General features: G+C 48.4%; 21 protein-coding genes. 6 read left to right on the top strand and 15 right to left on the bottom strand.

The window, feature by feature from the left end; all coding sequences use genetic code 11:
• Positions 1–21 precede the first annotated feature (21 nt).
• Positions 22–1,392, bottom strand: coding sequence for a glutamine synthetase family protein (locus tag SFSGTM_RS01685; RefSeq protein WP_162083646.1), 1,371 nt, complete (start codon positions 1,390–1,392; stop codon positions 22–24).
• Between the two features lie 28 nt (positions 1,393–1,420).
• Positions 1,421–2,182 carry a gamma-glutamyl-gamma-aminobutyrate hydrolase family protein gene (locus SFSGTM_RS01680; protein WP_162083645.1) on the bottom strand — a complete coding sequence of 254 codons (762 nt, stop codon included), beginning with the start codon at positions 2,180–2,182 and terminating at the stop codon, positions 1,421–1,423.
• A gap of 229 nt (positions 2,183–2,411) precedes the next feature.
• Between SFSGTM_RS01680 and pdxR the strand changes: the two genes are divergently transcribed.
• Positions 2,412–3,902, top strand: a complete 1,491-nt coding sequence (gene pdxR / locus SFSGTM_RS01675) for a MocR-like pyridoxine biosynthesis transcription factor PdxR (protein ID WP_162083644.1) — start codon at positions 2,412–2,414, stop codon at positions 3,900–3,902.
• A 3-nt stretch (positions 3,903–3,905) separates the two neighbouring features.
• On the opposite strand, the gene SFSGTM_RS01670 is transcribed toward pdxR, so the two are convergent.
• Both SFSGTM_RS01670 and speB read right to left on the bottom strand, forming a co-directional pair.
• The gene (locus SFSGTM_RS01670; protein WP_162083643.1) at positions 3,906–5,213 is read right to left on the bottom strand and encodes an NAD(P)/FAD-dependent oxidoreductase; all 1,308 of its coding nucleotides are present in this window, start codon (positions 5,211–5,213) and stop codon (positions 3,906–3,908) included.
• Positions 5,214–5,222: 9 nt separating this feature from the next.
• Positions 5,223–6,173 (bottom strand): agmatinase, encoded by a 951-nt coding sequence (gene speB / locus SFSGTM_RS01665; protein WP_162083642.1) that lies wholly within the window; start codon positions 6,171–6,173, stop codon positions 5,223–5,225.
• A 557-nt stretch (positions 6,174–6,730) separates the two neighbouring features.
• Here speB and SFSGTM_RS01660 point away from each other — a divergent pair.
• Positions 6,731–6,988 (top strand): type II toxin-antitoxin system Phd/YefM family antitoxin, encoded by a 258-nt coding sequence (locus SFSGTM_RS01660; protein ID WP_162083641.1) that lies wholly within the window; start codon positions 6,731–6,733, stop codon positions 6,986–6,988.
• Positions 6,985–7,260: a type II toxin-antitoxin system RelE/ParE family toxin gene (locus tag SFSGTM_RS01655; protein WP_162083640.1), complete on the top strand. Its 276-nt coding sequence runs from the start codon at positions 6,985–6,987 to the stop codon at positions 7,258–7,260. The genes SFSGTM_RS01660 and SFSGTM_RS01655 overlap by 4 nt, the downstream gene beginning before the upstream one ends.
• 247 nt (positions 7,261–7,507) lie before the next feature.
• On the opposite strand, the gene SFSGTM_RS01650 is transcribed toward SFSGTM_RS01655, so the two are convergent.
• The 5 genes from SFSGTM_RS01650 to SFSGTM_RS01625 all read right to left on the bottom strand — a co-directional run bounded on the left by SFSGTM_RS01650 (position 7,508) and on the right by SFSGTM_RS01625 (position 12,578).
• Positions 7,508–8,515: a hypothetical protein gene (locus SFSGTM_RS01650; RefSeq protein WP_162083639.1), complete on the bottom strand. Its 1,008-nt coding sequence runs from the start codon at positions 8,513–8,515 to the stop codon at positions 7,508–7,510.
• Between the two features lie 44 nt (positions 8,516–8,559).
• Positions 8,560–8,979: a hypothetical protein gene (locus SFSGTM_RS01645; protein WP_162083638.1), complete on the bottom strand. Its 420-nt coding sequence runs from the start codon at positions 8,977–8,979 to the stop codon at positions 8,560–8,562.
• Between the two features lie 821 nt (positions 8,980–9,800).
• A complete protein-coding gene (locus SFSGTM_RS01635; protein WP_162083637.1) occupies positions 9,801–10,175 on the bottom strand; it encodes a RidA family protein in 375 nt (124 codons plus the stop codon).
• Positions 10,172–11,269 (bottom strand): alanine racemase, encoded by a 1,098-nt coding sequence (gene alr, locus SFSGTM_RS01630; RefSeq protein ID WP_162083636.1) that lies wholly within the window; start codon positions 11,267–11,269, stop codon positions 10,172–10,174. The genes SFSGTM_RS01635 and alr overlap by 4 nt, the downstream gene beginning before the upstream one ends.
• A 4-nt stretch (positions 11,270–11,273) precedes the next feature.
• Positions 11,274–12,578: a D-amino acid dehydrogenase gene (locus SFSGTM_RS01625; protein ID WP_162083635.1), complete on the bottom strand. Its 1,305-nt coding sequence runs from the start codon at positions 12,576–12,578 to the stop codon at positions 11,274–11,276.
• A 185-nt stretch (positions 12,579–12,763) separates the two neighbouring features.
• On the opposite strand from SFSGTM_RS01625, the gene SFSGTM_RS01620 reads away from it, so the two are divergent.
• Positions 12,764–13,261: an Lrp/AsnC ligand binding domain-containing protein gene (locus SFSGTM_RS01620; protein WP_162083634.1), complete on the top strand. Its 498-nt coding sequence runs from the start codon at positions 12,764–12,766 to the stop codon at positions 13,259–13,261.
• On the opposite strand, the gene dbpA is transcribed toward SFSGTM_RS01620, so the two are convergent.
• The gene (gene dbpA, locus SFSGTM_RS01615; RefSeq protein ID WP_162083633.1) at positions 13,258–14,646 is read right to left on the bottom strand and encodes an ATP-dependent RNA helicase DbpA; all 1,389 of its coding nucleotides are present in this window, start codon (positions 14,644–14,646) and stop codon (positions 13,258–13,260) included. The two genes, SFSGTM_RS01620 and dbpA, sit on opposite strands and share 4 nt — an antisense overlap.
• A gap of 76 nt (positions 14,647–14,722) precedes the next feature.
• Complete coding sequence (locus SFSGTM_RS01610) at positions 14,723–17,293, bottom strand: putative bifunctional diguanylate cyclase/phosphodiesterase (RefSeq protein WP_162083632.1); 2,571 nt, start codon at positions 17,291–17,293, stop codon at positions 14,723–14,725.
• A gap of 319 nt (positions 17,294–17,612) precedes the next feature.
• On the opposite strand from SFSGTM_RS01610, the gene SFSGTM_RS01605 reads away from it, so the two are divergent.
• Entirely contained in the window at positions 17,613–17,948 is a 336-nt protein-coding gene (locus tag SFSGTM_RS01605; RefSeq protein WP_162083631.1) for a hypothetical protein, read from the top strand.
• A gap of 52 nt (positions 17,949–18,000) precedes the next feature.
• Complete coding sequence (locus SFSGTM_RS01600) at positions 18,001–18,351, top strand: hypothetical protein (protein ID WP_162083630.1); 351 nt, start codon at positions 18,001–18,003, stop codon at positions 18,349–18,351.
• Between the two features lies 1 nt (position 18,352).
• On the opposite strand, the gene SFSGTM_RS01595 is transcribed toward SFSGTM_RS01600, so the two are convergent.
• The 4 genes from SFSGTM_RS01595 to SFSGTM_RS01580 form a co-directional block, all read right to left on the bottom strand.
• Positions 18,353–19,147: an ABC transporter ATP-binding protein gene (locus SFSGTM_RS01595; RefSeq protein WP_162083629.1), complete on the bottom strand. Its 795-nt coding sequence runs from the start codon at positions 19,145–19,147 to the stop codon at positions 18,353–18,355.
• A gap of 10 nt (positions 19,148–19,157) precedes the next feature.
• Positions 19,158–20,045 carry a nitrate ABC transporter permease gene (gene ntrB, locus SFSGTM_RS01590; RefSeq protein WP_434784338.1) on the bottom strand — a complete coding sequence of 296 codons (888 nt, stop codon included), beginning with the start codon at positions 20,043–20,045 and terminating at the stop codon, positions 19,158–19,160.
• A gap of 54 nt (positions 20,046–20,099) precedes the next feature.
• On the bottom strand, positions 20,100–21,398 hold the full coding sequence (locus SFSGTM_RS01585; RefSeq protein WP_162083628.1) for a CmpA/NrtA family ABC transporter substrate-binding protein: 1,299 nt from the start codon (positions 21,396–21,398) through the stop codon (positions 20,100–20,102).
• Between the two features lie 232 nt (positions 21,399–21,630).
• Entirely contained in the window at positions 21,631–24,684 is a 3,054-nt protein-coding gene (locus SFSGTM_RS01580; protein WP_162083627.1) for an EAL domain-containing protein, read from the bottom strand.
• Positions 24,685–24,802: the final 118 nt, after the last annotated feature.

Raw genomic sequence — 24,802 nt, 5'->3', positions numbered from 1 at the left:
CCTTACTTTTCGGTATACGAATCAAACGTGCATCAACAGATGCTCACGTTCCCAAGGGCTGATTACGCGCATGAATTCGTCGTGTTCGGTTTCTTTCACTGCCACGTAGACATCCAAAAAGCGTTTACCCAGCACATCATGCAAAGGTTTGCAGGCATCCAGCATACGCAGGGCTTCGGATAATTCACGTGGCAACTGATAAGTTGAATCATAAGCACTGCCCGTCGTTACTGCACTTGGGGTCAGCTTCTCCATGATGCCCAAATACCCGCAAGCCAGCGTAACCGCCATCGCCAAATAAGGATTAGCATCCGCGCCCACCACCCGATTTTCCACACGGCGCGCTTCTGGTTCAGAAATAGGCACGCGTATCCCTACGGTACGATTGTCGTAGCCCCATTCAATATTGATAGGCGCTGCGCCATGACGAACAATACGACGATAGGAATTAACATAGGGTGCCAATAACGCCATGGCGGACGGCAGGTATTTTTGCAAACCGGCGATGTAATGCTGGAACAGCGGAGACTCACTGCCATCAGCATTACTGAAAATATTCAGCCCCGTTTTAGTGTCAATCACGCTCTGATGGATGTGCATGGCCGACCCAGGCTCATTAGTCATGGGTTTAGCCATGAAAGTCGCATACATGTTGTGGCGCAAAGCTGCTTCACGCAAAGTGCGTTTAAAGAAGAATACCTTGTCGGCCAGCACCATCGGCTCGTCATGCAGGAAGTTGATTTCCATCTGCCCTGCGCCAAATTCGTGGATCAGTGTATCCAGTTCCAGCCCCATGATGTCGCAGTAATCGTAAATATCCTCGAACAGCGGATCGAACTCGTTCACTGCATCGATGCTATATAACTGCCGACTGGTTTCAGCACGCCCGCTGCGCCCGATAGGCGGCACCAGTGGCTGATTAGGATCAGTGTTACGCGCCAGCAAATAAAACTCCAGCTCAGGTGCAACGATAGGTGTCCAGCCCATGCCTTTATACAAATCCGTCACCCGCCGTAACACATTGCGCGGCGCAAAATCCACTGGCGTACCATCATGGAAAAAACAATCCATAATGACCTGCGCAGTTGGATCCACTGCCCATGGCACCAGTCGCACCGTGCTTGGGTCTGGCATTAACACCATATCTTTATCAGTAAAACCAAACACATTGTCATAACCGTCATGGTTTTCAGGTGACTCGCCAGTTACAGTCACTCCCAGCACTGCTTCGGGCAAACGCATGGCGCGCTCAGCCGTGAATTTTTCGCGCGGCAGTATCTTGCCACGCGCCACACCTGTCAGATCGGGCACCAGACATTCAATTTCAGTCACCCGATTTTCTGCTAACCACTGTTCCATGTCAGTATGGGAAAAGTCTTTACGATCACTCATTTCTTTCTCCTAGGTAGCTATCTTATTATCAGTTCCGCTTTACAACTCGTGCCTGACAAGCTGCGCCAAACGCACGAAATATCGCCAGATAGGCTGGCGTATTCAATACATCCCATTCGGGATGCCACTGCACCGCCAGTGCAAAAGTTTTCGCACCTGCGACACTAACCGCTTCAATCAAACCGTCTGGTGCATAAGCTTCGGCAACCAGTCCGGCACCTAGTCGGTCTATGCCCTGACCATGCAGAGAATTGACCATAAATTCACTGCTACCCGTCATGGCAGCCAGCTGACCACCCGCGACCGTACGTACGGTGTGCACTTGGGCATACTGCTGTTCCAGTTCCGGCGTGTCGGGTTCACGGTGATCAGCCATACCTGCGGTCTCATGCACTGCCTGATGCAGACTACCACCAAACGCCACATTAATTTCCTGAAAGCCACGGCAAATACCCAGCACAGGAACCCTGGCATCTACTGCTGCACGTATCAGTCGCAAGGTCAGACCATCACGTGCCGGATCCAGCGGCAATGAGGGATCACGTACATCCTGATCAAAATGCGAGGGATGAACATTGGACACTGCACCTGGCAATAAAATACCGTCAGCCACTTCCAATAACGCTGCGATATCACTTTCACTACCCAATGCAGGCACTATCAACGGCAAAGCATGCGCAGCCTGCACAACAGCTTTGACATATTTATGGCCAGCCACATGAAATGGATGATCTCCAAGCTGCCTGCTGTCTGCTGGCAGCAAAACTACCGGCGTACGGTTCTGCATCATTTATACAACCTCATCTTCATAATCACCACTTTGCTTCACTATTTGCTAATTGGTACCTAATTCGATACAAATGCGAAACGACCTATAAAACAAATAACATGTTGTTTTATATGAAATACATATTGCACAAATCCAAGCTATAGGTGTATTCTTCGCTTAAATTGGCAATCTTACAAGAGCCATTTTGATTATTTTATTGGTACCACTTTATACTATCAGGAGCAGCATCGTGGAATCATTGACCATCTCGGACTGGTTACTTACCGAACTCAAGCTAGGCCGATTCCCGCCACGCATGCCTGCGCATCGCAGAGTCTACGAAACCATACGTCGTGCCATTGCCAGCCACCATCTGACGCCCGGCACTCGCCTGCCCTCCACACGCAGCCTGGCAGATGCATTAGGGTTTTCCAGAAATACCTTGTTGGCAGCATTTGAACAGTTACATGATGAGGGTTACGTGGTATCCCAGACCGGCAGCGGCACTCGTGTCGCCAAAATGCTACCTGAGGATTACGCTGAAAAAAATACATTACCCACAGCGACTAATACCACGATTACTGCCAATGGACTGTCGGTACGAGGCACAGTGGCAGCTGGTCTGGTTGACCAGCCCAGCTATGAAGTACAACCCTTCGCACCAGGCGAAGACGATTTCTCAGCATTTCCCACTCAACTCTGGCGCCGCCTGCTTAACCGCCAGTGGCGCAATCCGCAGCCTGCCCACCTCGATTACGGACATGCTGGCGGCTATTTACCTTTGCGCCGCGCCATCGCCAATTACCTGCGCATGTCGCGGGCAGTTAACCTGACGGTGGAACAAATACTGATCACTTCTGGCACCCAGCAATCCATAGATCTGTGCGCACGGCTGCTGACCGATCACGGCGACCGCGTCTGGATAGAGAATCCCTGTTACTGGGGCGCACGCCGCGTATTGGAGGTCAATGGTCTGCAACTGCATCCCGTGCCCGTAGACGATGAAGGAATGGCACCAGGTAATGCCGATTTTCGGCGACCACCGCGCCTCATCTACACCACACCATCACACCAGTATCCCAAAGGGGTGGTCATGAGTTATGGACGCCGCCGCCTGCTGCTAGACTATGCTGCCAGTCAGGGCGCGTGGATACTGGAAGATGATTATGACAGCGAGTTCCGTTTCGAGGGGCGGCCACTGTCTTCGCTGCAGGGTATGGATCAAAGTGGTCGCGTGCTGTATCTGGGTACCTTTTCCAAGGTCATGTACCCCGGCATCAAATTAGGCTACCTGGTGGTACCACCCAATCTGGCGGAAAGCTTTAAACGCGGCTTATACGAACTGCAGCGCCCCGGGCAAGTCGTTATCCAGGCGGCGCTTGCGGAGTTCATTGAAGAAGGCCATTTTGCCAGCCACATCCGCCGCCTGCGCCAAATTTACGGGGAGCGGCGACGGCTGTTACAGAAAGCATTGGCGCCCGTTACCAGCGTCGGCGCGCGTCTCCCGCCTGCGGGTTCTGGCCTGCATCTGGTGATAGAACTGCCACCCGACTGCGATGATGTACGTGTTGCAGAACTGGCGGCAGAACAGGGGCTGCACGTCTACCCGCTATCTGGCTATGGCATAGGGGAACATAGAGAAAAAGGACTGATAGTTGGTTATGCTTACGCCGCCACCGAACGCATCGCACCGAATGGACGCATCCTTGCAGACGTAATACGGGCAGCGCTAAGTCACTAACGCTCAGCCCAACGCGTCACGCAGTCGATACCAGGCCATGCCCAGCACCAGTGCTGGGGTACGCAGTATTTTGCCACCGGGGAAATCATGATGCGGAATACGCGCCATCAAATCCAGTCGTTCTGCCTGACCGCTAATCGCCTCAGCAACCAGCTTACCTGCCATGCCAGTAAGCGCAACGCCATGCCCTGAAAAGCCCTGCAGATAATAGACATTAGGCGCAACGCGACCAAAATCAGGCGCGCGATTCATGGTGATATCGACAAAGCCACCCCACGCATATTCCACTTTAGCACTAGCCAATTGCGGAAACACCAGCTGCATACGCTTATGCATATCATCTTTGAGATTAGGCGGCGTCATCGTGCTATAGCTAACCCGCCCACCAAACAGCATGCGGTTATCGGCTGAAAAACGGAAATAATCGAGCACAAAATTGGTATCACAAATAGCTGCTTTGGTCGGAACCAGGCTGGCTGTTAACGCAGGATCCAGTGGTTCAGTCCCGACAATGTAAGTACCCACTGGCATGATACGCCTCGCCAGTTCAGGCGCCAGATCAGGAGCCACCTCGGGCAAATACATATTACCTGCGAGCACGACAAAACGCGCCTTGATGCTACCATGGTCAGTCCACAGCATGGCGGGCTCACCTTTGGTCATGGCACGCACTGGTGAATGTTCGCATATTTTCACGCCCAGACTTACTGCACCACGTGCCAGACCCAGCGTGTAGTTAAGCGGATGCAAGTGCCCAGAACGGCGATCATAATAGCCGCTATGAAAGCGCGGACTGTCTATCCATTTATGCAAGTCCTGAGCATCTATCCATTCGGCATCCGTGTCATAGTGATAACGCTGCGCCATGCTGTCATACCACTCACGCAGCGCAGCACCTTTACGCGCACCCACGGCCACGCCGAGGAAACCATCGACCAGATCACACTTAATATCAAAGCGCTTAATGCGTTCTCGCACCAGATTAAGTGCCGAGATAGTAATGTCCCATGCCTGACGCGCGGCTTCAAATCCCAAGGCTTTCTCGATCACTGACTGATCACAGGCCAGACCCGCAATGATCTGACCGCCATTCCGACCGCTCGCGCCCCAACCTACGGTTTCGGCCTCCAGTACGATCACTGAATAACCACGATCGGCCAACTCTATCGCTGCCGACAGACCTGCCAGACCCGCACCAACCACGCATACATCGGCCTCCAAATCGCCCTCAAGTCGGGGATAGTCTGGTTTGGCATTGACACTGTCGGTATAGTAGGAATTTTGTATCAGTTTTTGTTCACAGGCGAGCATGGGTGACTTTCAAAGAGCGGACTTGGCGGCAATGCGTCCGCACAACCACGTCCAGATTAAGGTTGCAGCAGCATTGCTGGTCAATTCTGCATGATCATATGGCGGTGACACCTCGGTACAATCCATGCCTACCCAGTTGAGGTCATGCCAGCCTTCAAGCAGCGTCATCGCCTGCGCAGTAGTCAGCCCACCGGGTTCTGGCGTACCTGTACCTGGCGCGTAAGCAGGATCTAGGGCATCAATATCAAAAGTCAGGTACAGCGGCGGATTGCCTGCCAACGCCATGCGTTCCCGCACCTCAGTAATCACATCCTGCAATGCCGCCCCATCACGCCCCCGCAATTCGCGGGCAGTGTAGATACGACCACCCTGATCATTCACATATTCACGCGCCTCACGCACGCCAGAGGAGCGGATGCCTATCTGCACAAAGCTTGCAGGATCAACCAAACCTTCAGTAATCGCTTCATACACCCAGGTACCATGTCCAGAAGGCTCGCCAAAATGGTCGCTCCAAGTATCGCAGTGCGCATCAAAATGAATACACGCCAGTGGTCGTCCGTAATGCGCACGATAAGCCCGCAGCAGCGGCAGCGTAATCGAATGATCACCACCCAGCCACACCATCTCATGCTGCGCTATCAATGTACTGGCTTGTGGCATCAGCGCTGCGCGCATGGTTTCCAGGCTGGTATTGGGGAGCAACAGATCGCCCAGATCAGCCATCAATTCCAGCGGCGAGGTATCAAATAGCGGATGTGTGGCATCGCAAAGCATACGACTGGTCTGGCGTATGGCACTGGGACCCATACGCGCACCAGGTCGATTGGTCACACTGCAATCCCAGTTCACACCAGCGATAGCAAATGGTTTACCCGAGGTTGCAGCTGGTGCGGCATCAGGGGTAATTGGCAGACCGAGAAATCCACCCGCAGATAAATAGGCAAAAGCATGGTTCATATTACACTCCGTTCAATTCATACAGCGACGACACATACGCGAAATACTACTCTATAAAATGGCATGACAACCAGAGCCGCTTTTGCAAAAATTACAGAGCCAATTTCAGAAATGGCCTAGCTTAATGATCCGGTTACTAGTTTGAGAATTGCTGTTATCCTAGAAACGGCAGTTGGACACGTTGAAGTGTACGCCCATCAGGGTGCAGGGCAAGGCGCGACAAGCCTGAATGGCCATTCCATTCAGGTGCGGAGCAACGCCGCCATGTGCCGTGAGGGGTGTGCAATTCAATGGGTAGCGCAGTCACCAAATAGGTGACAGGTAAATCACCAAAACAAGCGTTAAGTATGATGATGTTAACTCAACAAATTAGCGGTCAATTGCCGTTTCTAGGATTATGCAAGTTTTAGCCGACAGATTGCAACACGGACGCAGTATTCGGCGTTGGTCAAATTAAAATCATATCTATGATTGTACACATACTCATCAATACCAACTACAATACGATAAATAGCACGATTAACCAATTTATTTACACGTTTACCAAGGAGATTATTTTGCAAAACATCAGCGCTAACGAACTAAAAACAAAAGGGATTGCAGCGATAGAAACTATCCTTGCCGAACATTCTGAAGCGATTGTGTCTGTCCGCGGGAAAAATCGATTTGTAGTCATGGAAATAGCGCAATACAATTTTTTGCGAGAATGTGAACTTGAAGCCGCACTGGTCGAAACGCGCGCAGATTTAGCATCCGGCAATTATGTGCAGGAGTCACCAGAAGCGCACTTGGCAAGACTGGATAACACTGCATGAACTACATGCTTGCTTTTACCGAAACATATAACCGCCGTGCATTGCGCTGGCTTAAAAAACATCCTGATTTACGTCAACAATATCTTAAAACCCTGCAATTACTGGAAGCCAACCCATTCCACCCATCGCTGCGCTTACACCCATTAAACGGCAGACTGCAAGGCATACATTCTATTTCCATCAACTTGTCATACCGCATCACACTGGAACTCTTGATTCAGGACAAGCAAATCATCCCTATCAATGTAGGTGACCACGATGCCATTTATTGAAAACAACGATTTTGAGCAACCTGTTAGCAGACCAGTAGGATGGGTAACGCATAGCGAAACCCATCAACCATCCTCATGAATAGACAAAAACAGTTGCCTGTCCTGATCGTCAACATAAATATTTTTGCGACGCCCACTCGTCTTCACATGATATAACGCACCTGCGTATCAATTCTGATTGGTCTGGACATGACAAAAGGTGCTTGACTCCGGGAGGCTCATGAGCAACCCCACTACCTGAATTTCGTCAACAATCATTCCAGTTATAAATATCATCCCAGATAATATTGTTGATTTTCAGAGATGATCCGCCGTTAAAGTTATGTAACTCGTCAATGTTGACATCAACTTTTCGTCCATATAAAGCTAAGCCAGTAAAATTAATTCCAGAAATTCGGATTTGGATACGTTTTCCAGAGATATTTTCTACAAATCCAACTATTCGATTAATACCTTCAATTTTTCTGTATTCTCCCTTGCCATATGAAACAATACCCGTGTATTCATCATATGTTCCACCAGCTACATTACAAATTTGGTCTCCGATATGCCTATGCTCTTGGTGCCATAATTTTAGTGATGCAGCAGCTGCAGCTTGACGTGTTTGTTGCGCTTCTTGTTCAGCCATTTGTTTCTTTTGTTCCGAAATTAAAGCTGCCAACCTCTCTTTTGCTTTAGGAATTAAATTATCAGGATCATTGTTTTTAAATTTCTCAATTAACTGAGACAACATGGCTGTCGGGAGTATAGGCGCAGATAAAAGGCGATATTGTTTTTCATCTTCTATCGCGGCAAGAGCTGACTTTTCCTCCTGTCTCTTTTCTGCTATGGACTTTGAATCAAATGAAATTACAATTCCAGCAAATCTAGAGTGCGAATTATAAGCAAGATAACGACTCGTGCTAACGGCTCCTAAATAATCCCCTGTTGCTGTTGTACAAATTGATTTATATCCAAATTTTTGTTCAGTTGATGCCGTTATACCATTCATGCTAGAGCAAAAACGATGGAATCCATCCATGATGGACTGTTCTGTCGAATTCACTTCTTTCTGAGTAGAAACAGCAACACCAGACCCAACACCAGGCTCACTCCAATTGATCTGCGGCTTAATCCAAGCGTTCCAAAGCTCTTCAAAATCACCTTTGCTTGTTTGAATATTTTGTTCTGTAATAGGAGTTATTTTCGGAGGTACCGATGTACACCCAGAAAGCATCAATATTATGATGCTCAATTTAATTGTATATTTATGCATATTTCTGAATTTTCTTATTGGCCATTATGTTTTAAGACAAGCATTTAATATCTATTTTTATATGGAATTTCGCCACTACGAGACGCATCGCGATCACTTACCAGAACAGCATATGGTTTTAATACATAACGTTTTCCAGCTTCTACATTAAGATCATATTTCCTCCCTGGATGACATGTCGCAGTATTTCCACACGCCATTCCCAATTGGATTTGATACTCACCAGGCAACAAGTCCATGGTTCGAGACGAAACCCAACGAGCTGTTCCATTTATATAACTAACAAGCGCAGGGAATTTGTCTGTAGAAGTATCCAAATCAGCACCATATTCATTTGTTCCAGTTTCAACAACAGCATAGTTTTTTAGCTGATCTTGAGGAATGCTTTGTGCGCTCTGGCAACTGGCTAAAATAGAAGCTGATAGTGTCAATAACGTAAATTTAACTGCCTTGCTGATATTCATCTTTTCTCCAGAATTGTGTTTTTAGTTTGCTGCTTTTCCACATAATAAACATTGGCATGAATCTAATCAAGTTTACCCAAAACCATTTCCTTGTATCTAAATATAATAGCTATATTAACGTTCATGACAACTAAAGTTGCCCCCTCAGTCAAGACAATAATACATCGAGTTTAAGGAAGTGCAGAGTCACCCATTAGCCTCCCACAGTCAAGTGGACGAACAAAACACTCGCACCTAAATGCGATAAAAAATCACATCATAATTGCCATCAGGCAACAACATCGAATGAACTTGGTTCTCCGCTGGCTTCGCCCTCAATCAGCGCAGCGCGTGTAGCCTCGATTTCGCCGCTGCGCTCTTGTTCGCGACGGATAAGGTCGGGATATATTCACTATCGTTGCTATAGTGTCAAGCTTCAATCTGCGCTTTAATCCAGCCGTCTTGCTGATCAATCAAAGTAATGGTCTTGCGCACGATTTTCATGATGTAGCCTTGTTACAAATTGCACCGGTTAATTAATGTCATCAACCGCATCGTTGCACCCTGATGGCTGGCACTGAAGGTTAACGCGGCGGAGCCTCAGTGTCAGGTCTAGAAAAGATGCATTCATCGCACACGTCTGACTATCTTACCCACCGTTGTGAAATGTAAGCCAAAATAATCAGCGATCGCTTAATAGCTATAACCGCCTGTTCGATGTGCCGCAACTATCACCTCCTCACGGTTGAATGGAAGGACTTAAGCTACAAGGCTAGACCCTTATGATATGACAAACTTTGTCAAACGCAGCCAATCAGTTCAACCAGCATGTATCAAGCCGTTCACGACAGAGCAACTATCGCTTCAATTTCCACCAACACATCACGTGGCAGGCGCGCTACCTGTACCGCTGATCGCGCGGGACGATGGCTACCAAATGCCGCTTCGTACACGCCATTCATAGCTGCAAAATCCTGCAAATCTTTTAAAAACACCGTGGTTTTCACTACTTCACCTAGCGAGCCACCAGCGGCTTCGATGACTGCACGCAGATTATCAAACACCTGCTGAGTCTGCACTTCTATCCCACCCTCGACCAGACTACCATCCGCACGCAGTGGAATTTGCCCAGAAGTGAATAGCAGCGAGCCGACCTGTATCGCTTGTGAATAGGGACCTATAGCTGCTGGTGCATTTTGTGTTTGTATCAGTTTCATAATTTCTCCTCAGTTGGTGTGTCCGTATAAACAAAACGGACACGTTTAACGTTACACAATAACTCATAAGCAATCGTACCAGCGCGTCTCGCAACTTCATTCACTGACACCTGATCACCCCACAATTCCACCCGGCTTCCCAGCCCTGTTTCTGGCAAGTCGGTCAAATCCACCATGAGCATATCCATGGAAACTCGCCCTATAACGCAAGTCAACTTACCATCCACTGCCACTGGGGTGCCCGACGGCGCAACACGCGGATAGCCATCGGCATAACCGCAGGCCACTACACCGACCCGTGTAGTTCGGTCAGCTACGAAGACGCCACCATAACCAACAGCCTCACCCATAGATACAGTACGCACAGAAATCACCGCTGACGTTAGCTGCATCACCGGACGCAAAGGCATATTCAGCTGCCCTTCCTGCCCCGCAATCGGATTTGCACCATACAACATGATGCCAGGTCTGGCCCAGTCTGCATAAGCATCGGGCCAACCTAACACGGCTGCCGAATTGGACAAACTGATAGACGCATTAATGCCTGCAATTGCAGTATGAAAGGTATGTATTTGACGGGATGTATAGCAGGAATCCAGTTCATCTGCACGCGCAAAATGACTCATGAGTATGATATCCGCTACATTAGGATGCCCCTGCAACCGTTCATAGACCCGCCGATACTCATCAGTCGCTAAGCCCACCCTGTGCATGTCACTATCCATTTTTAGCCAGACAGTAAGCGGCGTGCGTAACTGGGCCGCCATCAACGCTTCAACCTGCCAGAGATGATGAATAACCACCCACAAATTATGCGCCACTATCTCGGGTAATTCTGCTGCTTCAAAAAAACCTTCCAGCAACAATATAGGTGCAGTAATGCCTGCCGCGCGCAGGCTCAGCGCTTCCTCGATCGCAGCCACCGCGTAACCATCTGCTTCATCGGCAATAGCAAGCGCACACTGCACAGCACCGTGCCCATAAGCATTGGCTTTAATGACAGCAAGCGCACGCCCGCCATGCATTTTTTTTGCCAGACGATAATTGTGACGGAATGCATCCAAACGTATATGCGCAACAGCAGGACGACTCATAACATTAACCCGCCATCTGGCTACTCACAGTAACCTTGGTATGAGCTGCACGCTTGCCAGCATAACGTGACAAATTCAGATCATCTGCTGCAATCGCGGGCACACGCCCAGCCATCAAATCAGCCAATACCTGCGCCGAGCCGCAGGACATGGTCCAACCCAGCGTGCCATGACCGGTATTCAGCCACAGATTTTCGTAACGGGTAGCACCAATAATCGGCGTACCATCGGGTGTCATCGGCCGTAGCCCAGTCCAGAAAGTAGCCGCTGGAATATCACCACCCTGCGGAAACAGATCCCCCGCCACCATTTCCAGCGTGGCACGACGGCGCGGATTAAGCGTCAGGTCAAAGCCTGCCAGCTCGGCCATTCCACCTAACCGAATACGGTCATCAAAACGGGTAATTGCTACTTTGTAAGTTTCATCCATGATGGTAGAAACAGGGGACGCGGCTACATTGGTAATTGGCACCGTCAACGAATAACCCTTGACCGGGTACACAGGCACATCAAGCCCTAACGACTGCAACATGGCACGGGAATAACTCCCCATTGCGACCACAAAATGATCGCCCATGATGCGCTCACCACCCGCCTCAACACCCGTAATACGACCATTAGCACTGAGCAGTCTGTCCACAGGCAAATTGTAATGAAACACTACGCCCAGTTTTTTAGCTTCTTCTGCAAGCAAGCTGGTAAACAATTGGCAATCGCCCGTTTCGTCCCCTGGCAAACGCAAACCGCCTACCAGTTTTTCCTTGACCAGACCTAGTGCAGGTTCAACCCGCGCACAGCCATCTCGGTCCAGCAACTCATACGCCACGCCACATTCGGCCAGTACGGCAATGTCCTTACCCGCCGCATCCAGTTGCTGCTGGGTGCGAAATACCTGCAATGTACCTTGAGTCCTATGCTCATAAGAAATCCCGGTTTCAGCACGCAGTTCACGCAAACAGTCACGACTGTATTCCGCCAACCGCACCATACGTGATTTATTTAAGTTATACCGTTCAGCGGTACAATTACGCAGCATCTTAGCCACCCATTGCAATTGCCACAGCGTGCCATCTGGGCGTATGGACAATGGCGCATGGTGCTGAAATAACCATTTTGCGGCTTTCAATGGAATACCAGGTGCAGCCCAAGGCGCAGAATAACCCGGTGAAACCTGACCCGCATTGGCAAAACTGGTTTCCATCCCCGGACCCGGCTGGCGATCCACTACAGTCACCTCAAAACCAGCCCGCGCCAGATAATAGGCACTGGTAATGCCCACCACTCCACTCCCAAGCACGACGACACGCATCACACACCTCCAGAACAACAATTTGATAACAGCGAATAATCAAATTCTATGCTACAGGTATAAAAATATTATCTTTAAATATAGATTTTTATAGTATAAATAACCATATTTATTAATATATACAAATAAATTATCTTAAAATTTAGACATAGCGGCAGACCCAGCTTATCTGAGGACGAATCCATATGAGAATACGCACCCACGCCATTCGTGAACTGGACAAAATAGACCGTAAGATACTCGCCATTTTGCAGCAAGATGCCCGCATCTCCATCACTGATCTGGCTGACCAAGTCGGGCTTTCTGTCACCCCCTGTGGTGAGCGCGTCAAGCGTATGGAAAAAGAGCGCGTCATATTGGGTTACCACGCCCGACTTGATCCGCAAGCGCTGGAATTGTCGTTACTGGTATTCGTAGAAATCAAGCTGTCCGCCAAATCAGGCGGCATCTTCGAGAAATTCAAAAAGGAGATTATCAAACTGCCAAGCGTGCTCGAATGCCACCTGGTGTCAGGCGATTTTGACTACCTGATCAAAGCACGCATACCCAAGATGGCGGACTACAGAACACTGCTGGGAGACATCCTGCTCACCTTGCCCGGTGCACAGGAATCGAGAAGCTATATCGTAATGGAGGAGGTCAAAGAAACACTATCATTGCCGCTGACTGAAATTGATAATTAACAGTTAATCAAACGCATCTTAAAACTGCGCCCTTTGATATTGCCGGTGCTCAGACGTGCAAATGCCTGATTAACTATGCGCCTGTCGAGCGCCACATAAGTCACAAATTCGAACACGTTAATTTTACCGACCTGTTCTTTTTTCAGGCCAACTTCACCTGTTAACGCGCCCAATATATCGCCAGGACGCAGCTTGTCTTTTTTACCACCCATCATGAACAATGTCGCCATAGGCGCAGGTTGCGGGCTAGCCGTGGCTGGAGTGAGTTCATCCAGCGGATACCATAGGGCAGGACTACCCTGATAGTCTTCTATCAATTTCACCCATTTGAGTTCATTCGGCGTTGCCAGATTCAACACCAACCCTGTTGCCTCACCACGCCCGGTGCGCCCGATGCGGTGTATATGCACTTCCGCATCGCGGCTGACATCGACGTTGATGACTGCATCCAGCGTCTGAATATCCAGACCACGGGCAGCTACGTCGGTGGCGACCAGTACCGAACAGCTCTGATTAGCAAACAACACCAGCACTTCATCGCGTTCGCGCTGGAGCAAATCACCATGCAAGGACAATGCTGAAAAACCCTGTGCACGCAATTCCTCTGCCAGCCCGTCGCATTGCGCTTTGGTATTGCAAAATACCAGCGTGGAAACTGGCTGAAAATGCTGCAACAGTTTAGCTGTCGCAGCATTGCGATCTTCATAACCTATTTCGTAAAAACGCTGCTCGATGTGACTGGCTTCATGTATCGCTTCTACTTTGACTTCGACAGGATCCCGCAGGAACATCGAACTGGCTTTGCGGATATTGTCGGGATATGTGGCAGAGAACATCAGGGTCTGGCGACGGCTAGGGCAGGCACGGACAACGGCAGTTATTTCGTCATAAAAACCCATATCGACCATGCGATCGGCCTCATCCAGCACCAGCGTCTGCACACTGCTCAGATTCACACTGCCACGCCCAACGTGATCGAGCATGCGTCCCGGCGTGCCAACGACGATATGCGCACCATGTTCTAACGAAGCGATTTGCGGCGCCATCGGTGAACCGCCACACAAAGTCAGCACTTTGATATTGCTGGTAAAGCGCGCCAACTTACGTATCGAGTCAGCCACCTGATCCGCCAGCTCACGTGTAGGGCACAGTACCAGACCTTGTATTGCGAAATAACTGGGGTTGAGTTTATGCAGTATACCGATGCCAAATGCCGCCGTTTTGCCGCTACCTGTTTTAGCCTGCGCGATTAAATCGCGCCCAGCAAGTATCGGCGGAAGACTTTGCGCCTGAATATCAGTCATGGCTTGGTAGCCCATATTTTCCAGATTACGCAGGAAAGCAGGAGAAAGGGGTAGTGTTGCAAATGCGTGGGTATTAGACATGATTTTAAGGCAAATTAAACAAGTACCGCAGTCTAACAGGAGTCGGCCTGTAATGCTTCTTCATCAACAGCCTTGCTCACGATTCCTGTAATAACCAGTGCTGGGTAAAGTCAGCAGCGGTTTCAGGACGGCCAAACAAATAGCCCTGTGCCATGCCACAACCCTGCTCCAGTAAAACAGCTGCTTGTGCTTCCGTTTCCACACCTTCAGCAATTACACCCAGACCGATACTTTCACCTATCAATATAATGGCACGCGTCATAGGCGAGTCTGATTTCCGTTCACCCAGGCTCATAACAAAACTGCGATCTATTTTCAGATAATCAAAAGAGAACTGATGCAAGTATGACAAAGCCGAATAGCCCGTACCAAAGTCATCAATCGCCAGCTTAATACCCGCCGCACGCAGACTGTTAATGTTTTGTCTGACTAACGGATTACCTTCCAACAACGCGCCTTCTGTCACCTCTAATTCGATTAACTCGGGCGCAACCCCAGCAGTTTTACAGAGCTGCAGAATATCACTCACCAGCGTGACCTGCCTGTAAAAATCTGGTGTCAAATTAATTGCAACGGGTAGTGGCTGACCAACCGTATCCTGCCAAACAGCCAATTGCTGCAAAGCCACTTTCAACACCCATTTGTTAAGCTGAGGGAATAATCCCAGCTCTCCCAACGGCCCCAGAAACTCATCTGGCATCATCAATCCATGTCCTGGACGCTGCCAACGTATCAGCGCTTCAGAGCCTACAACCTGACGCGTTTTTAAATTCACTTTTGGCTGGTAATACAATACAAATTCATTGTTTTCGAACGCTGCACGTAAGGCACTGGCCAAATGTATATCATCGCTACTACGCTCAAAATTCTCCTCATAAAATGCATAGCCATTACGACCACTTTCTTTTACTTTATACATGGCTATATCGGCTTTGCGTATCAACGTATCCACATCCCGACCATCATCAGGAAAAATACTGATACCTATCGATGGCGAGGTATGTAATGAATAGTCACCAATTCTGATTGCTTTTTCCAGCGCAGCTATCAGCCGCTGGGACAGATCCATCGCCGCTTTCCGCGTATCGAATTCATCATGAACAACTACGATAAATTCATCGCCACCCAGCCTGACGACCCAGTCGCCACCGCGTAAATTTGAAATAATGTGTGATGAAACCTGGCGCAGTAACTCATCACCAATGTTATGTCCCAAACTGTCGTTGACTGTCTTAAATCGATCAAGATCTATGAACAATATAGCCAGTTTTTGCGAATAGTTATCACACAAATCCATGCTGATAGGCAATTCTTGCGTCAGGTGATAACGATTAGATAACCCTGTAAGCGAATCAATTCGTGCTTGCCGTATCAGCGCCTGATCACGTTCTGCGATTTTGTGAACCATGCGATTAAAACCAGTCGCAAGTTGACGTAATTCGCCTTTACCGAATCGATCTATATGCACATCGTATTGGCCATTTTCCATTTTCTGCATGGCAGCGCTCAATGCGCCTAATGGCCGCCCTACTTGTGAACGCAACACAATAAAAAGTATTACCAACCCAAAAAACAATACGATTACACCAATGACCAGTATCGTACGTGCATTATCAAATGCGGCTTTACGAATGTCAGAATATGGATATACCGTTACGAAATGCCAATCAGGTCCTTGTATACGGGTAAAACCATAAATCTCCTGCTCGTCTCCACTCCGTTGCAGCTCTGTTTTTGCACCCGCATGCTGAAGCAATCTGGAAATTTCCTGCAACTGAGGATCGGCCACATTTTTCAATAGCAGATTGCCGCCACTGGCATGGATTTTATCCATCATATAAGGATGAGTAATCAAGCGTCCCTGAGTATCTATAATCAGATTGTAAGCATGAGGAATAGCGTTATCGTTGGTTCGCGCAATTAATGCATCGACGGACACATCCTGAGAAATACTGGCTATCCATTTCCCATCCAGATCAACGGGGGTAATGGCTGACACCATCCATATCCTGGCTTTATCATCATAATAAACTTCGCTCCATGATGTTTTGCGTAGCGGATTACGATCAGGGGCTGAATTTCTGACCGGGGGATAATCATAATTATTAGTAGTGGGGTCAGCTAATGCACCCCAGTTAACGGATGGCGAATACATAATCAGGCCAACACCAGGCAAGTCGATATAAGCCGAATAATAATAACGCGTCAGTGCTGGCCCCCACTCTCTCAGGAGTTGAAAACCCACCCAGACCAGCTTTTGCAATTCTGGCGTGATTTTCACATTTGGACGGATATACAGACTGGGTAAATGTTGATAATCATCCAGCGACTTACGTACGCGTACCAGACCATCAGGGTAGCGCTCAAACCAGTGATCAAATTGCGGCGAAAAATCCTGATCACCAGCATTTTTTAATCGTCTCAGGTACTCTGCGCGCAACTGCTGGGTGTTAGTTTGCGCTTGTTTAAATGACACACTGTCAAACAGTGCTCGATTTGTCAGGGTATCTTTCAAATAAGCAAGCGTGCGGCTTTCAGTATCGTGAATCATATTGAAATAAGCCGCGATGGTCATGGCTAAAATAGCAATAATCAGCAACGGCCCAAGCTGATACTGTATGCGTAAAGCTAGAGACGGAGTCGCCATAATCGAATCGCTTTATCTTTATATAAGCATCATCATGCTTAAATTAATGTAAACATGCTCCCTGTTTACGCATAGTATGCCCGCCTATTTATCACCGCAACTAAAATAAGCATAACCCGTAGTTATTTGCTCACAGCCCATTAAACACCACAGCTCTCAACGCTATAAAACAGCTATAGATTACCCAATAACTTACATTTTCGACACGGTAACATCCTGTTACCACTTGCTTCATATTGAGCAACAATTCGCTTACAACTCGCCTTTATGATGGACTCACTTCCACAAGGAAGACCAATTTACCTAAAGGAGAGATGCCATGAATAAATTTATCGGTTCAGGATTATTAGTTATCGGCTTTATGGGTGCAACCAGCGTTTATGCTGACAATTACCATCACCAGAACAATAACCAAATGCAACACCACGAAGCACAACGCATTAAACAAGGTGTGCAATCAGGAAGTTTGACACGTGAAGAAGCCAAAGGCTTAGTACAGAATCAGAAACAAATTCGTACTGAAGAACGCGCTTATAAATCGGACGGCCGTTACACGCCAGCTGAACGCCAGGATGTGCATCAGGATTTGCAGCAGTCCAGCGGCAATATCTATCAAGAGAAGCATGATAGAGCCCGTGTACCTGGTCAGTATTAATGAAAAATGGCGGTAGCTTTCGCCACCGCCCAACGCTTACGAGGACAATATCATGAACAAGACGCTCACTAAAATTTTTGCACTAGCATTATTTGCCAGTTTCACTGCACCTGCTTTGGCTGATGGCCACGGCGACCACGACGGTCGAGATGGCTATCGTGGCTATGATGCGCCACACTATTATCAGGATCACGGCCGTGGAGACGACCGCGGCGACAGGAACTGGGATCACGGACATGGGCATGGATATGAACACGGACACGGACGTGACTACGACACATATTACGCTCAGCCTTATTATCAGCCGCCACGTGTAATATACGCACCACCGCCCCCCGTGGCCTACTACCCAGCCCCTGCGTACCGTAGCGGTGTTGAAGTACGGTTGTTGCAGTTATTCTGAATCAAGCAGCAGCCGGGCGCATTTGCCGCTGATACAAGAACTCCAGCACTTTGGAACGGATATGGTGATAATGCGGATCGTTAGCCAAAGCGAGGCGATCACGCGGTTTCGCCAAATCCACAGTTAATATTTCACCGATGGTAGCGGCAGGTCCGTTAGTCAGCATCACAATACGATCAGACAACAACACTGCCTCATCCACATCGTGTGTCACCATTACTACAGTACTATTGGTTGCAGCGACGATTTTCATCAACTCATCCTGTAAATGAGCACGCGTGAGGGCATCGAGCGCACCGAAAGGCTCATCCATCAGCAGGATTTTTGGTTCCATGGCCAATGCACGAGCAATACCTACACGCTGCTTCATACCACCGGATATTTCATTCGGGCGCTTATGTTCGGCATGACTCAGGCCAACTAAATCTAACGCCGCCAGAGTACGCTCCTTGAGTTTAGCTTTACCTTCTTTAGCGCCAAACACGCGTTCCACACCCAAATAGATATTGTCATAGCAGGTCAGCCATGGCAGCAAGCTATGATTTTGAAACACCACCGCACGCTCAGGTCCCGGACCTTTAATTTCACGACCTGCACACAAAGCAGCACCTTCTGTTGCATCCTGCAAGCCTGCAATAATATTAAGTAACGTCGATTTACCGCAACCCGAGTGACCGATCAAAGTAACGAACTGGCCCTGATCTATGCTCAGATTAATGTTGCTCAGCGCATGATAAACCCCTTTTTTGGTGCTAAATTTCACATCAACATGATCTAAATGTACGAACTTTTCCATGATTATTCCCTTATTCGTAACTGAAACGTTTGGCGATCCAGATCAGACCCTGCTCTAGCAATAGTCCGATGATGCCCACCACAAAAATCGCGATGATAATGTGCTCGACATTCAGGTTATTCCACTCATCCCAAACCCAGAAACCGATACCCACACCACCGGTCAACATTTCAGCCGCAACGATTACCAGCCAGGCTATACCTATTGCCAGACGCACACCAGTCAAAACATGCGGCAATACGGCAGGGAACAGAATACGGGTAAACACTTTCCACTCCGACAGGTTCAGCACGCGAGCGACGTTGAGGTAATCCTGCGGCACCTGGCGCACACCCACCGCGGTATTCAATATCATCGGCCAGATACTGGAAATATAAATCACCCAGATCGAAGCTGGCTCGGCTTTATGCAGCACCAGCAGGCCAATAGGCAGCCAGGCCAGCGGCGAAACCGGACGCAACAGGCTGATAATCGGTGCGGTCATCGCTGCCAGAAACTTGAAACGACCTATCATGAATCCCAGCGGAATACCCACCAGCGCAGCCAGACCGAAGCCTATGCCGACGCGATAAAGCGAATACAGAATATTCCAGCCTATACCCTGATCGTTAGGACCTTTGTTATAAAATGGATCAGCGAATAACAATTTTGCTGATTCCCAGGTTTTTAATGGTCCAGGCAGATTTTCTGTTTCTTGTGCAACCAATGCCCACAGCGCAATAAATGCCAAAATACCTAACACAGGCGGGATGACCCAACGCAACGCGTCAGCCAGCTTTTCTTTTAACTCAAATTTAGGTTTATTCATGGTCGTCTTAACGGGTACTGGCTGAGCTGGGGGCGCAACCACTTTGACATCAGGCTGCGCCTGCACAGTTTCATAAACAGCACTCATCATATTCTCCTAGGTGTAACTGATGACGTAGCAAGCTAACTTGCTACGTCCATGGTTTTACGCGTGGATCTTGAATGAAGCTGCGTATTTTTTCGGATCCTTACCATCCCACACTGTGCCGTCTATCAGCTTGGAGGTGCGCATCGGGCTCTTGGGCACGGCAATCTTGAGTTGCGTTGCCGCTTCGGTGTAGAGCTTGATCTGATTGACCTTGGTCGCTTCAGCCAGATAGTTAGGATCTTCCTTGAGCAAGCCCCAGCGCTTATGCTGAGTCAGGAACCACATGCCGTCGGACAGGTAAGGGAAGTTAACCTTGCCGTCATTAAAGAATTTCATGTAGTTAGGATCTTGCCATTTCTTGCCGTTACCGTTGTCATACTGACCCAGCATACGGTCTTCTATGGAATCAAAATCGGTATTCACGTAAGACTTATCCGAAATAATCTTGGCCACTTCTGAACGATGTGACATGTCATCTATGTAACGTGATGCATCCAGCACGGCCATAATCAATGCACGTGCAGTGTTAGGATGTTTCGCTACCCATTCTGCCGTTGTGCCGAGGATTTTTTCTGGATGGTCTTGCCAGATTTCCTGGGTTGTTACCGCTGTAAAGCCAACCTTGTCACGAATCGCCCGTGCATTCCACGGCTCACCTACACAATAGCCATCCATGTTATCCACACGCATGTTCGCAATCATTTGCGGTGGCGGTACGGTGATGACTTTAGCTTCGGTAAATGGATTCACGCCATAAGAAGCTAACCAATAGTACAGCCACATTGCATGGGTACCTGTTGGAAAGGTTTGCGCGAAGGTATATTCACGTGGCTCGGCTTTAATCAGTTTAGCCAGGCTAGGACCATCAATCGCACCTTTTGCTTTGAGTTGGTTAGATAAGGTAATCGCCTGACCATTATTATTAAGAGTCATCAGGTTAGCCATATCTTTCTTCGGCCCACCGATACCCATTTGCACGCCATAAATCAGACCATACAACACATGGGATGCATCCAGCTCGCCATTGATCAGCTTGTCGCGCACTGCCGCCCAAGAAGCTTCCTTGCTCGGTATAATTTTGATGCCATACTTTTTATCAAAGCCCATCACGCTGGCGATAACTACAGACGCGCAATCGGTCAATGGAATAAAGCCTACTTTAACCTCGCTCAGCTCTGGCGCATCTGAGCCAGCAGCCCAGGCACCCTGACGGACTTCAGGGGAAACAAGATTCATCAAGGCAGCAGCTCCTAACATGCCTGTGGATTTTTTCAGAAAATCACGGCGTGAATTGGTATCGGTAGTAATAGTAGAAATTGTGGTATCGACAGAATTGTCGGGATTGTGGTCGCTCATCTGAGTTACTCCATTTATTAAAAAATAGGTTTGTCAGAGATCGCTCACCATTGAACAAGGCTCTTGCATAGATACATAGCAAACGCCGTGCCAACTCAATAAATTAACTACAACAGCATGATAATAAAAGAATTATTATCGATAAAACCAAGGATAAAGATAAAGAGATGGCGTTATCAAAGCAAACATATGGTGCGCTCACCAACACACCACGCACCAGAACAGCGCGCCATCAATGGCTGTTATGTGGATGAATACTTATGTCATGCACTTCCAGGCGTACAGCTTGCTGCAATCTCGCCATCATGCCCAAAATACCATCCTTGGTCGCCAACAGCACACCACATAAGCGTTGTGCGGTTTCTTTATCGCCATCCTCACACGCTTGCACAATTGCCACCCCTATTTCATGCACTTTATTGTGCAAAGGCTCAATGTCGATAAACTCGCTAAGACTCCCATAGTGCGCTTTACCATAACCATAATACCAATGACCAAACCGGCATTGATGCGCATCCGTGATCTCCGACTTGTTCAAGGCTATATGCGGATGTCTGACTGATAACACCAGACGTTTAACCCACTTCAAATGGTCATACTGGGCAACCAGCAAGGGGAAATCGTCCAGTTCCCATTGCGTATCAGCCCACATCGCCCACACTGGATCTGCCACATAGCTTGCAGCCCATGCCAGCACATTAGCTGCAGGCATAGGCTTGGCAATACCATAACCTTGAGCAAGATCGCATCCCAAACGCATTAACAATACGCCATGTTCAGCCGTTTCCACCCCTTCCGCAATAATTTTACGGTTGAATACCCGGCCCATACCGATAACTGCCTCGACCAGAGCCAGATCGTCTTTATCATCTAATATGTCACGTACAAATGACTGATCGATTTTAATCGTTTCGGCTGGCAGTCGTTTCAAATAACCCAATGAAGAATAGCCTGTACCGAAGTCATCCAGCGAGAAGCTCACACCCAGTGCCTGACAATCTCGTATCAGCTGGTTAACCAGATTAATATCGCCTAGCGCAACTGACTCCAGAATTTCTATCTCCAGCAAATGCGGCGGCACGTCAGAATGGCGCTGCAAACTGTCCTGCAAATCCTGTAAAAAATGCCGACACTGAAAATGCAACGCTGCAATATTAACGCTGACTGTCCAGCACCTGCCAGCACTACACCATGCTGAGATTTGACTCAGCGCTTGCTCAATTACCCATTTACCTATATCAATAATCAGATCGGTTTTTTCGACTTGCGGTAAAAAATCCAATGGCGGTATCAACCCTTGCACTGGATGCTGCCAGCGCAATAATGCCTCCATACCCACGATAAGTCCCGAGCGCATATTCACCTTGGGCTGATAATACAAAACCAGCTCATCGTGCTGCAGTGCATTTTTAACGTTACGAAGTACCTGATGACTCGCAATAATTTGTGTATCCAGTGACACATCAAACATCAGATGCTGATTACGCCCACGCTGTTTAGCCTGATACATAGCCTGATCCGCATGCCGCAGCAAGGTATCCGCATCTACGTCATCCAATGGATATAACGCACTGCCTATACTGGCAGAAACCTTAATAATCTTGCCATCTATCATGTAAGGCATGGCTAGCGCCTGCAGTATGCGCGCCACAACAGCCTGCAACTCGTCCACATCCGTAATATCCGAGAGCAACAAGGCAAATTCATCCCCGCCCAGGCGCGCAGCAGTGTCATCGCCGCGTATCATTTCATTCAAGCGCGTCGCCACTTGCACCAACAGCAGATCGCCAACATCATGACCATATTCATCGTTGACTGGCTTGAACTCATCCAGATCTATCATGCACACAGCCAACAGCATTTGTTGGCGTTGCGCACGCGCAATAGCACGTTTGAAACTTTCCGCCAGCAGTACCCGATTCGGCAAATTGGTCAGCGCATCATGCGCTGCTTGCCAGCGCACTACGTTTTGCATCCGGTATTTTTCAGTCACATCCCGGAATACCAGCACACAGCCTATCAATGTATTATCTGCAAGAAATATAGGCGCAGCAGAATCTTCAATTATGTACTCTATGCCGTTTCGCGCCACGAGTAAGGTATGACCTACGGGGGCAGCCGCCTTGCCTTGTCTGAGCACCACCTCCACAGGATTGACTATTTGCTGATGGGTATCTTCATGCGTAATATTGAATACGGTAGAAATTGCACAACCTGTCGCCTCTTCGAGTGCCCAGCCCGTCAGGTTGACGGCAACCTGATTCATAAACGTAATCTGCCCCGCGGCATCCGTGGTAATAACTGCATCGCCGATGGATGCCAACGTCACTTCCGCGCGTTCCTTGGCCAGGTAAAGCGCCTGTTCGAGCTGGTGCTTATCGGTAATATCGCGCAATGCCACATGCAGCATCAACTCGCCATTAATGGTAATTGCCGTTAAAGCAACGTCAGCATCAAACGGCATGCCATCACTGCGCATCATCCGCCAATCAAAATGATGATAGCCATGACTTAACGCCAGCGAAACAATATCGGCCAGGCGTTCTTGCGAACAAACTCCATCAGCCTGATGCGTGGTAGATAACTGAGCCAGACTCATGTCAACCAGCTGCAACTTTTCAGCACAATGAAACAATCGTACCGCCGCCTGATTGCAATTCACTACCCGACCACGATGCAGAATTAATGCACTATCGGTTGACTTGTCAAACAGCGTCTCGAAGTACTGTTCCTGATTATGCAGCATAGCGGCCTGTTCCTGATAAGCCAGATATTGTGCCTGTATCAATTGCGGCATCAAGCGTTTTTCTATCAGTCGCGTAGCTTGCCGACTCAGCGCTTGCAATGCCTCGCGCTGCTGCTCAGTCAGTTGATGAGGTATGGTGTCGATTACACACAAAGTTCCCAATGCATAACCATCACTGGTCACTAATGGTGCACCCGCGTAAAAGCGGATATTCGGCGCACCCAGCACCAAAGGATTATCGGCAAAACGATCATCCTCTAATGCATTACTTACTTCCAGTATTTGTTCAGGCTGATTAATTGCATGACCGCAGAATGAAATAGCCCGTGGCGTTTCATGTGCAGCTAAACCCACGCTACTTTTAAACCACTGTCTGTCTTTATCTATAAGTGAAACCAGCGCGATGGGAGTACCACAGATAATGGACGCCAACTTCGTCAAATCATCAAATTCAGCCTCAGCGGGTGTGTCCAGTACATCATAGCCATGCAATGCAGCTAAACGCTGAGATTCGTTGTCAGGAATAATGGGTGTTTGCATCGCGTCTCTGTCTCTGTCACTTCATCGTTTTCGAAGTAAAATCTGTTAAATCTCACGTAGCGTTGCATAAAAAATGCTATTTTCAGCATAATATGGCTGAATCATACACGCTATCACC

Source organism: Sulfuriferula nivalis (assembly GCF_009937995.1).
Taxonomy (GTDB): domain Bacteria; phylum Pseudomonadota; class Gammaproteobacteria; order Burkholderiales; family Sulfuriferulaceae; genus Sulfuriferula; species Sulfuriferula nivalis.
Note: the sequence above shows the minus strand (reverse complement) of the source record. Positions and strands in the feature narration are given on the sequence as shown.